The sequence below is a fragment of the Streptomyces sp. NPDC003327 genome (genome assembly GCF_053589515.1).
This window is the reverse complement of the sequence record NZ_JBSFSA010000052.1, coordinates 32,551-43,188: the sequence shown is the minus strand read 5'-3', so window position 1 is coordinate 43,188 and position 10,638 is coordinate 32,551. Positions and strand designations below refer to the sequence as shown.

Sequence of the window (10,638 nt, the reverse complement as noted above, 5' to 3'; positions counted from 1 at the left end):
GGGGTGGTTTTGTGGCGGGGGGGGGGTTTGTTTGTGGGTGGGGGGGTGTGGTGCTCTGAGGGGTGTTTGGGGGGGGCGGGGCCCCACCCGCCCCCCACCCCTGACTGTACGAGCGTCTTAAACGATTGTCTATGACGCGCGTATGAATGTGGACCGGGCGGCCCGCGCCGAAGGGCCCCGAACGCGGCGACGCCGACGGCGGTCCGTGGGAGCGGACCGCCGTCGGCGTCGGCGACAGGACGGGCGAGGGGGACGGGTGAGGGGGGCGTGGCTATCTGGTCGGCTTCTTGCCGGTGATGCCCAGATGCACCAACAGGGCCAGATTCGGCTTGAGTTCGGCCTGCTTGACGCCCCAGGCCTGGAAGCCCTTCTGGTGGCCGGCGACCGCGGCCAGCATCGCCACGAGCGCGCCGGCCATCGCGGCGGGGCTGACGTCCTTGTCGACCTTGCCCTTGGACTGGAGCTCCTTCACCGCGTCCGTCAGGGAGTTGGTGACCGAGTTCAGGATCTTCATGCGGATCTTGTAGAACCGCTTGTCGCCCTCGGCCGCGCCGAGGTCGACGACGCGCAGGATCGCGTCGTGCCTGCGCCAGAAGTCGAGGAAGCCCTCGACGAGTTCCTCGGAGGTCTGCCAGCCGGCCTTGCCGACCCACGAGCGGTCGGAGACCAGCTCGGTCAACGCGGCGCCCTCCTTGGCCATTTCCTCCGCGATCTCGAGGACCGCGCCTTCGACGTCCGGGAAGTACTGATAGAACGTCGCGGGTGAAGTACCGGCCTTCCGGGCCACATCGATGACCTTGACGTCCCGGTAGGGCGAGGAGCTGAGCATCTCACCGAGGCAGTCGAGCAGCTTCTGCCGCGTCGCCTGGCCGCGTCGTCCGGCCACGCGGCCGTCGACGGTGCGTACTTGTCCTGTCATGCCGTCAGCTTACCGAGGGGGTGTCGGCGCGCGATTCGGCCGACTGCAAATGGGGTGCACCCCCTGCCGCACCCTCTTCCCGGACCTCGTCGACCGATGTCGTACGAGGTCGGGGCGGTGCGCGCGAGGGTGCGCGCGCGAGCGGGGGTGCGGGCGGGTACCTGTGCATTCCGGCCATCGTCCAGGGGCTGGACACCGGCATCCCGGAGCGGGGCGCCCGGGGTCGCACCGCCGTACCTGACCCGAACGGGCTTATGAACAGGCTGTGGACAACTTCGGTGGACAACCCGGCCCCGCCCCGGCCGCACAAGGGTTTCCGCCCGACGAATCACCATCTTCTTCTCGTATCGGGGCGTGCGGGGCTGCCCCCGCCGTCCTAGCGTGGGGGCATGGCCGCATTCCCTGAGGGCACCCCGTGCTGGGTGGACGCGCAGCTTCCCGACCTCGAGGCGGGCAAGCGCTTCTACGGCGAGCTCTTCGGCTGGACCTTCGACCCCGACCGGGACGAGGCGCTCCTCGCCGGACGCCGGGTCGCCGGACTGCTCCCCAAGCGGGACGGCCGCATGCCCACGACCTGGACCCTCTACCTCGCCACCGAGGACGCGGGCACCCTCGCCGCCCGGATCAAGGCCGCCGGGGGCCAGATGGTCATGGAGCCGTACCCCGTCGGCCCGTTCGGCGTGCTCGGGCTCGCGGCCGACCCGGGCGGCGCCGTCTTCGGCATCCGCCAGGCCGGTGACGACGACGGCTTCGAGACGACGAACGAGCCCGGCTCCTTCTGCTGGATGGAGGTGTACACGCGGCGCCCCGAGGCCGTGGACACCTTCTACGCCACCGTCTTCGGCTACCTCGGCCGCCAGGCCGACCCGGCGGCGGAGGGCAAGGAGCCCGGGTTCGACTACCGCGTCTGGTCCCCGCCCGGCTCCGGGCCGGGCGACGACAGCGCCTTCGGCGGGCGGGCGGTGATCACCGACGCCTTCCCCGCCGAGATGCCCGGTCACGTGCTCGTCTACTTCGCCGTCGAGGACTGCGACGAGGCCTGCGCGATCACCCAGCGGCTGGGCGGCCGCGTCGCGGAGCCGGCGTTCGTCACCCCGTACGGCCGGATCGCCGTGCTCCACGACAACCAGGGCGCCCGGTTCGCGGTCCTCGCGGAGCCGAAGGACCCGGAGGAGCACCGGGACCCGGAGGAGCAGGGGGAACAGCGGGGCCCGGAGGAGCAGCGCGAGGGTCAGGAGCCGCGCGAGCACCAGGACCAGCACGAGCGCCGGGACCAGAAGGACCAGCACGAGCCGCAGGAGCGCCGGGACCAGAAGGACCAGCACGAGCCGCACGAGCGCCGGATCCCGGAGCCGGATTCCGGTGCGGCCCGGGGGCCCGGAACCGAAGTCGTCTGAGCCCTCCGCGCCGGGCGCCGCCCCCGGCGCGGTCACGCCCCATATGAGGTATGACACCCCGATCCGCCCCCGGGTTCGCAACCAGGGCCTCGGACAGGAAGAATCAGGCCTCACGGGGCCGTACCTTCATGGCCCGTACGGGGAGGTGGCAGGCAAGTGGAACAGCTGACGCAGCACGACCCGAGACGCATCGGGCCCTTCGAGGTGCTGGGCCGGCTCGGCGCGGGCGGAATGGGCCTGGTCTATCTCGCGCGCTCGGCGTCCGGCCGGCGCGTGGCGATCAAGACCGTGCGCACGGAGCTCGCGGAGGACCAGCTGTTCCGCGTCCGGTTCACCAGGGAGGTCGAGGCCGCCCGGGCGGTCTCCGGCTTCTACACGGCCGCGGTCGTCGACGCCGACCCGCGCGCCGCCGTGCCCTGGCTGGCGACCGCCTACGTCCCCGCCCCCTCCCTCGAAGAGATAGTGAACGAGTGCGGGCCGCTCCCGGCCCAGGCCGTGCGCTGGCTCGCGGCCGGTGTCGCCGAGGCCCTGCAGTCCATCCACGGCGCGGGCCTCGTCCACCGCGACCTCAAGCCCTCCAACGTGCTCGTCGTCGAGGACGGCCCCCGGGTGATCGACTTCGGCATCGCGTCGGGCGTCTCCAACACGCGCCTGACCATGACCAACGTCGCCGTCGGCACCCCGGCCTACATGTCGCCCGAGCAGGCCCGCGACTCGCGCAGCGTCACCGGCGCGAGCGACGTCTTCTCGCTCGGCTCCATGCTGGTCTTCGCCGCCACCGGCCACGCCCCCTTCCACGGCGCCAACCCGGTCGAGACCGTCTTCATGCTGCTCCGCGAGGGCCCCGACCTGGAGGGCCTGCCCGAGGAGCTGCGGCCCCTCATCGAGTCCTGCATGCAGATGGACGTGGCCCGGCGGCCCACCCCGGCCGACCTCCAGGCCCAGCTCGCCCCGCACCTCTTCGGCCCCGGCAGCGACGACAGCGGCACGGCCTCGGCCTGGCTGCCGCAGAGCGCCACCGCCATGATCGAGGCCCGGCGCGGGGGCGGCCGCTCCCTGCCGCAGCCCCCGGTCGTCGACCCGGCGCCCGTACCCGCGCCGACGCCCGGCCCCGTACCCGTGAACGGCGGCGGTGGCGGCCGGCACGTGCGTCCGGCCGAGAACGCGGGCGGCGCCGTGCACCTCGGCGGCGCCACCGTCCCGATCCGGCCGGGGCCGCGCGTCGCCGACACCCGCGCCGGGATCGCCTCCGGCCGGGGCGCCGACGTGGGCCCGGCCACCGGCTGGATCCGGCCGCCCGGCGGCGGCCCGCACGGCAACGAGCGCGGCCCCGGCCACGACGGCCGCGGCGCCGACGTCCCGGCCCAGCACAGCGGCGGTGCAGGCGGTGCGGGCGGCACGGGCGGCACCGGAGCCCCGCCGCCCCCGCCGCCGGGCCCCGGCACCTGGCGGCCGTGGCGCTTCCGCATGTCCAACGACGTGTGGGGCACCCCCGTGGTCGACGGCGACCTGCTCTACGTGACCTCCTTCGAGGTGCACGCCCTGGACACGGCGAGCGGCCGGCGCCAGTTCAAGACCCGGGACGTGGCCTGGTCGATGGCGGTCGCCGCGGGCCGCATCCACGCCTCCGACGGCCCCACCCTCTACGCCCTCGACGCCACCGACGGCGGCGAGCGCTGGCGGTTGCACACGGACGCCTGGGTGTACTCCCTCCAGGTCGACCGGGGCACGGTCGTCACCGGCACCCGCGGCGGCGGCGTCCAGGCCTGGGAGGCCTCCAACGGCGCCAAGCTGTGGGAGGTCACCGGCGCCCAGACGGACTTCGAGACCCCGGAGGCGGGCCCGGCCGTGCACGGCGACACCGTGTACGTCTGGCGCAACGCCCGGCTCCAGGCCCTCGACGCCCGCACGGGCACCGAGCGCTGGTCGTACCCGATCGGCGACGCGGCCTCCTGCGCCAACGTGCCGGTCCGGGTCGCCCCGGCCGAGGACGGCTGCGTGTACGTCTCCGCCGGCACGCGGGTCCTGTCGATCGACATCGCCGCCGGGCACGTCCGCTGGCACTTCGAGGCGCCCGCGGTCTTCCTCTCGCCGCCCGCGTTCGCCCCCGGACCCGCCGTCACGGGCGGCGGGGTGTACCTCGCCGACCACCTCGGCACGGTGTACGCCCTCGACGCCACGACCGGCCAGGACCGCTGGCGCATCGCGACCGAGCCGCGCCAGTCGGCCGAGCCGGTCCTCGTCGCCGACGGCAACATCCACGTCGGCAGCGGCAGCGCGCTCTACACCCTGGACGCCGTCACCGGCACCCCGCGCTGGCGGTTCGCGGCGGGCGGCGAACTCGTCGGCTCGCCGGTCGTCGCCGACGGGCGGGTGCACTTCGGCTCGGCCGACCACGTCCTGTACACGCTCGACGCGATGGGCGGTCAGCTGCGCTGGAAGCTCGCCACGGGCGGCGAGATCACCGGCTCGCCGGTCGCGAAGGGCGGGGTCGTGTACGCGTGCAGCAAGGATCGCTGCGTGTACGCCCTCGACGCCGTCAAGGGCACCGCGACCTCCGGCAACAGGGGGGCCGCCGCACCCCGGCCCTGACCGACCGCGGCTACTCGGCGGGCGGGTAGTCGCGGCTCCGGTCGCGGCCGCCGCTCCCGTCCCGGCCACCGGGACCCTGGCCCCGGTCCCGGTCCGGGTCCGCGCCCCAGGGCGGCACGTCGTAGGACTCGGTCGGGGCGGCGTACGGGGCGGAGGGAGCCTGCGGGTGCCGCCGCGGGCCCTCCACGTCCCCGGGGTGGCCGCCCTGCTCGGCCTGCGGCCGCCCGTCGGGCCACTCGCTCCCGCCCCCGCCGCGTCCGTGCTCCCACCCGGGGCCCGTCGAGGGACCCGTACCCCGGTCGTCCGGGTGCCGCCCCGGCGCGGCCGGGCGCGGCTCCAGCCGGTGCGACCGCCGCCGCCCGGACATCACGAGCGCGCCGAGGAGCAGCAGCGCCCCGCCGCCGAGGGCGTTCGCGACGCCGTCGCCCAGGCCACGCCCGTCGCCCGTCACCGACAGGCCGCCCTCCGCCTGGCCCACCCGCACCATCCACAGGACGGTGAAGCCCAGCACGACCACTCCGGCGAGGGCGACGAGCAGACGGGAACGCAGGACGACCCCGACGACGGTGAGGAGGGCCGCGAGGGCGAACGGGAGCAGGATCGAGCCCAGGACCTCGGCCCTGGCGTCGGTGATCCCCGTGAAGAGGTCGTCGATGGCGTAGTCACGGCCGTGACGGCCGTCGTACCAGGCACGGAAGGGGCTCCAGACGGCGGCCGCCGCTCCGACGAGGGCCAGGACCGAGCCGATGACGTTGCGGAGCATCGTTCGGCCTCCTCGGGATCCGGCTCTCCTCCCGACGCTACGCCGGGCGCGGGGGCCCCGCCACGCGGCGCCGGGCCTCGCTAGGGTGGCGCGGACACGACATCCACGACGGGACGGGACGGAGGGGCGACGATGGCGCGCACACGCCTGAGGCTCGCGGCGGCGCTCACGGTGGTGGTGCTGGCGCTGACCGGCTTCGAGACCGGCAAGGGCGGTCACGGCAGCAGCGGCGGCGGCAGCGGCAAGAGCGACAGCGACGGCTCCGGCGGCGGTTGCTCCAGCTCCGACAAGAAGAACGACGACTACGACGGCCACGTCGACGGCTCGGGTTCCGGTTCCGTTTCGGGTTCCGGCGACGACTCCGGTTCGGGCTCCGACCCGTACACACCGGACCCCGCGCCGACGGTCACCGCGACCGCCACCACGTCGTCACGCGTCGAGGCCGTCGTCGTCGACTGCGTGGACCCCGCCCAGCGCAAGCGCAAGGGCAAGCCGGCCCGCGAGGCCGACACCACGGCGACCGTGGAGCTCACGCCGTCCCACTGGTCGGTCCGGGGGACCTTCCAGGTCTTCGTGGAGTTCAAGGACGCCAAGGGCGTGGTGGTCGACAGGTCGACGGCCGAGGTGACCGTCGCGGAGGGCACGCCGGAGACCGTCGACGTGTACATGCGCGCGCCGGGGGCCGTCGACCGCGTGAAGAACTGCGTCGTCACCGAGGTGCGCGAGCGCCAGTAGGGACTGCCCGGGGCGTGTTCGTCCCCGTCACCCTCCCCACGGGCTCCGCCCACCTCGGCGTCCGTCGCTGCCGCCACGTCCTGGACGCGAAGCCATCCGGTCCGGTGTCCTTCACCTTCACGCCGGAGATCCCGGACGTGCCGGAGGGGCCGGGCGTGTGCCCGGCCCCTCCGTGGTGCGGTGCGGTCCGATCGCGTTGCGCACGGGCCCTGCCCGGACGGATCCCCCCTGGTTCCGCCGGGTGTCCCCCGGGCCCGTGTGCTCCCCCGTCGACCGGGACCCACCTGGATGGCCCCGGCGGCTCCCCCGAAGTCGCCGCCGCGGCCGTTCCCCGTCGGGAATGGTCCGTCAGGCCGGCTTGACCACGTGGGAGTCGTCCGTGCCGGTGATCTTCGCGGTGATCGCGTCGACCGCCGGCTCCGAGGTGGCGTGCATGTCCTTGGTGGTGATCGTCTCGTCACCCTTGCCGGTGATCTTCGCGGTGATCGCGTCGACCGCCGGCTCCGAAGTGGCGTGCATGTCCATGGGCTTGATGATCGGGTCCTGCTTGATCGGGTCGGTCATGCTCGTCAGCTCCTGCGTGTGATGTCCGAAGGTGAGGAGACCCGTCCAGCTGTTCCCCCGTGGACAGCTGGACGAATCTCCGGGGCCGATCACCCTAGTGCGTCGGGGCTGAGGCCCTTGTCGGCGACCCGTCTGCCCCCCGACGCGACGGGTCGTGACGGAGATGAGCATGCCGGGTGGCGATAAACGAATGATGAACGTACTGGCCGGGGCCGCCTAGGCGGCCGACGCGGGGGTCAACAGGGCACGCACCTCGGCGGCTTCCGGCGCGCCCAGGTCGTCGAAGATGCCGAGGGCCTCCTGCCAGCAGACCAGCGCCCGGCCGCTCTGGCCGATGCCGAACAGGGCCCGGCCCAGCACCGTGAGCACGTTGCCCCGACGCCATTCGCCGCCGATGCCGCGCAGCACCGTGAGGGCCATCTCGGCGTTCGACGCGGCCTGGGCGTGACGGCGGGCGGCGAGGTCCACCTCGGAGAGGCGGAAGAGGGTCATGCCCTCCCACAGCCGCTGCCGGCTGTCGGAGAAGACGGCCAGGGCCTCGCGGAGCCGCTCGCCCGCCGCGACGAGCTGGTTGTCCTGGGTGAGGGCGAGCCCCAGGGCGTACCGCCCGTTCGCGCCGCGCAGCGCGTGGCCCATCGCGTCGTAGATGGCGGTGCCCTGCAGGGCGAGGGCGATGGCGCTCGACGTCCGGCCCGTCGCCAGGTGGATGCGCGACAGGTTGCAGAGGGCGCTCGCCTCCCCGGGCTCGTCGCCGATGTCCCGGAACCGTTCGATCGCCTGGGTCAGGTGCTGCTCGCCCTCGTCGAAGCGGTTCTGGTACAGCGCGATGATGCCCCGGGCGTTCGCGGACCAGCAGGCCGGTACCGGGTCGTCGGCGCGGTCGGCGTGCGGCAGCGCGAGTTCGGCGTCCCGATCGGCCTCCGCGAAGCGCCCGGCCGTGTGGTGGACCCCGGCGAGCACCATGAGCGCCCGCCCCTCCGCCTTCGCGTCGCCGTGCGCGCGGGCGGCGTCGCGCACCACCACGCCCGTCGCCTCGAACTCCTTGGAGTTGGCCCCGGACTCGCCCAGGTCCAGCGACGCCCACAGCAGGTCCACCCCCCGCCGCAGGGTGCCCGGGGCCGTGGCGGACTGGCGGACGCAGGCCAGGAGGCAGTTGGCCTCGGCGTAGAGCCAGTCCTGGGCCGCGTGGCGGTCGGTGAAGGTGAGGCCGGCGTACGACGTCGGTTCCAGGTGGTCGACCAGGCGGTCGCCGGGGCGTTCGATCGCGTACACGTGGGCCGCCGTCGACAGGTAGAAGTCGAGGAGCCGGGAGAGCGCCGCCTCCTTCTCCGACGGGGGCTGTTCGTCTCGGTCGGCGCACGCGCGCGCGTAGAGGCGGACCAGGTCGTGGTAGCGGTAGCGGCCGGGGGCCGCGGACTCGACGAGGGACGTGTCGACGAGGGCCTCCAGGAGGTCCTCGGTGTCCCACAGCGGCAGGTCGAGGACGGCCGCGGCCGCCGGGAGGGAGATGTCCGGGCCGTCGACGAGGCCGAGGAGGCGGAAGGCGCGGGCCTGGGCCGGTTCGAGCTGGCCGTAGCCCAGCTCGAAGGTGGCCTTGACGGCGAGGTCGCCCGCCTGGAGCTCGTCCAGGCGCCGCCGCTCGTCCGCCAGCTTGGCCGCCAGGACGGAGACGGTCCAGGTGCGGCGGGCCGCGAGCCGGGAGGCGGCGATGCGGATGGCGAGCGGCAGGAAGCCGCAGGCGGCGACGACGTCGAGCGCGGCCTCGCGTTCGGCGGAGACCCGCTCCGCGCCGACGATCCGGGTGAAGAGCTGGAGCGCCTCGTCGGGGGACATGACGTCCAGGTCCACGAGGTGCGCGCCCGCCAGGTCGACCATGCGGATGCGGGAGGTGACGAGGGCCGCGCAGCCCGGGGTGCCGGGCAGCAGCGGGCGGATCTGGGCGGCGTCACGGGCGTTGTCCAGGAGGACCAGGACGCGACGGCCGTCGAGGGTCGAGCGGTACAGCGCGGCCCGGTCGTCCAGCGCGTCGGGGATGGCCGAATCCGGTGTGCCGAGCGCCCGCAGGAACGAGCCGAGTACGGTCTCGGGCGCGGCGGCGCGGGCTCCGGCGCCCTGCAGGTCCACGTACAGCTGACCGTCGGGGAAGTGCGGGCGCGCCTCGTGGGCGACGTGCACGGCCAGCGTGGTCTTGCCGACGCCGCCGATGCCGGCGAGCGCCGACACGGCCATGACGTGTCCCTCGGCGGTGGCGAGGCGCGCGCCCAGGTCCCGTACGAACGAGGACCGGCCGGTGAAGTCCGGGACCGTGGCGGGAAGTTGCGCCGGACGGGCGACCGGGGGCGCGGCGGGCGCGGGTTCCTCGACCGGGCGGGCCAGTTCGGCGTCGGCCCGGAGGATGCGCTGCTGGAGCCGGGAGAGTTCGGGGGTGGGGTCGACGCCGAGCTCGTCGGCGAGGAGGCGACGGGTGTCGGCGTAGACGGCGAGCGCCTCGGCCTGCCGCCCGCTCCGGTAGAGCGCCAGCATCAGCAGCTCGCGCAGCCGTTCCCGCAGCGGGTGGGCGGCGGTGAGCGCGGTCAGCTCGGAGACGGCCTCGGCGTGGGCGCCGACCTCCAGGTCGATGTCGAGGCGGGTTTCGAGGAGGGTGAGCCGCCACTCCTCCAGGCGGGTCCGCTGCGCTTCGGCGTACGGGCCGGGGACGGAGGCCAGGGCCTCCCCGTCCCACAGGCCGAGCGCCGCGGCGAGCCGGTCGCGGGCGGCGGCGCGGTCGCCGGAGGCCCGCAACTTCTCGGCCTCGGCAGCGAGTTCCCGCGCGGTCGTGATGTCGAGGGCCGTGGTGCGCAGCGCGTAGCCGCCCGACTCGCTGACCAGGACCTCGGGGCCGAGGACCTTGCGGAGGCGGGAGGCGTACGTGCGGACGGCGGCGAGCGCCTGGGAGGGCGGCTCCTCGCCCCAGAGCGCGTCGATGAGTTCGGCGGCGGTGGCGGTGCGGCCGCCGCGCAGCAACAGGGCGGCGAGCAGGGCGCGCTGCTGCGGGGAGCCGGTGGCCAGCGCCTCTCCGTCCCGCCAGGCCCGCACGGGCCCGAGCACCCCGAAACGCAGCCCGGCGGCTGCGGGTGCGCCGCCCGTGGTGCCCGTGGCCCGGTCGGTCCCTTCCGCAGGCGCGTCGGATCGCGCCTGGGCGTCGTTCCGGCCCGGAAACTCCATTAGCTCCCCCTGCCCGTACCGCTGGATCCGCCCAGGACAGTCTGCCTTGCCCGGAGGGGCGCCGTCAGCATCGGGTCGGACGTTCCCGGGAGCGAAGGGGGTCCGTCGTGCACCCCGAAAGCCACGACGACCGGACGGACGCTCGTCACCCCCCCGGCCCAATAGAGGGGCTCCCTGGTGGTGCTTCGTCAGGGTCTGCGTACGAATGGTAGTCAGATGCGCGCTCCTTGCACATCACGAGACAGCCATGGTGGACGCCCTTCCGGGACGTTCACGAACGGAGCCTGTGACATGACCCCCGACCTCCCGCACATCCCACCGGCGGACGACGACATAGGACCCACCACAGAGCCTCGTCCGGGTCCGTCCCGCCGGTCACCTGTCTCCTCCTCCTCGTCGCTCGGCGGGCCTCCCGTCCCCGAGCGCCCGAACCCTCCCTACGCCGATCGCCCGACGGCGTCCTT

General features: G+C 74.3%; 6 protein-coding genes and 1 pseudogene. 3 read left to right on the top strand and 4 right to left on the bottom strand.

All coding sequences use genetic code 11. The annotated features are described in order from the left end of the window. Positions 1-271: 271 nt before the first annotated feature. Positions 272-919: a TetR family transcriptional regulator gene (locus ACWDVG_RS28025; RefSeq protein WP_451703150.1), complete on the bottom strand. Its 648-nt coding sequence runs from the start codon at positions 917-919 to the stop codon at positions 272-274. Positions 920-1,308: 389 nt separating this feature from the next. Between ACWDVG_RS28025 and ACWDVG_RS28020 the strand changes: the two are divergent. Continuing rightward, a pseudogene (locus tag ACWDVG_RS28020) lies at positions 1,309-2,082 on the top strand (VOC family protein); the annotation flags it as partial. A 390-nt stretch (positions 2,083-2,472) separates the two neighbouring features. Continuing rightward, positions 2,473-4,908, top strand: a complete 2,436-nt coding sequence (locus tag ACWDVG_RS28015) for an outer membrane protein assembly factor BamB family protein (RefSeq protein ID WP_451703148.1) — start codon at positions 2,473-2,475, stop codon at positions 4,906-4,908. Between the two features lie 10 nt (positions 4,909-4,918). Here the strand turns inward: ACWDVG_RS28015 and ACWDVG_RS28010 are convergent, their stop codons facing one another. After that, positions 4,919-5,671, bottom strand: a complete 753-nt coding sequence (locus ACWDVG_RS28010; protein WP_451703147.1) for a hypothetical protein — start codon at positions 5,669-5,671, stop codon at positions 4,919-4,921. A 132-nt stretch (positions 5,672-5,803) separates the two neighbouring features. Between ACWDVG_RS28010 and ACWDVG_RS28005 the strand changes: the two genes are divergently transcribed. Beyond that, positions 5,804-6,406 (top strand): hypothetical protein, encoded by a 603-nt coding sequence (locus tag ACWDVG_RS28005; RefSeq protein ID WP_451703144.1) that lies wholly within the window; start codon positions 5,804-5,806, stop codon positions 6,404-6,406. 348 nt (positions 6,407-6,754) lie between these two features. On the opposite strand, the gene ACWDVG_RS28000 is transcribed toward ACWDVG_RS28005, so the two are convergent. Beyond that, a complete protein-coding gene (locus ACWDVG_RS28000) occupies positions 6,755-6,970 on the bottom strand; it encodes a hypothetical protein (RefSeq protein ID WP_451703142.1) in 216 nt (71 codons plus the stop codon). Positions 6,971-7,186: 216 nt separating this feature from the next. After that, a complete protein-coding gene (locus ACWDVG_RS27995; protein WP_451703140.1) occupies positions 7,187-10,174 on the bottom strand; it encodes an AfsR/SARP family transcriptional regulator in 2,988 nt (995 codons plus the stop codon). Positions 10,175-10,638 lie beyond the last annotated feature (464 nt).

Excerpts from the sequence above, each read along its gene's own strand:
- ACWDVG_RS27995 (WP_451703140.1), bottom strand. The coding sequence starts at position 10,174 with ATGGAGTTTCCGGGCCGGAACGACGCCCAGGCGCGATCCGACGCGCCT.
- ACWDVG_RS28025 (WP_451703150.1), bottom strand. The coding sequence starts at position 919 with ATGACAGGACAAGTACGCACCGTCGACGGCCGCGTGGCCGGACGACGC.
- ACWDVG_RS28010 (WP_451703147.1), bottom strand. The coding sequence starts at position 5,671 with ATGCTCCGCAACGTCATCGGCTCGGTCCTGGCCCTCGTCGGAGCGGCG.
- ACWDVG_RS28000 (WP_451703142.1), bottom strand. The coding sequence starts at position 6,970 with ATGACCGACCCGATCAAGCAGGACCCGATCATCAAGCCCATGGACATG.
- ACWDVG_RS28005 (WP_451703144.1), top strand. The coding sequence starts at position 5,804 with ATGGCGCGCACACGCCTGAGGCTCGCGGCGGCGCTCACGGTGGTGGTG.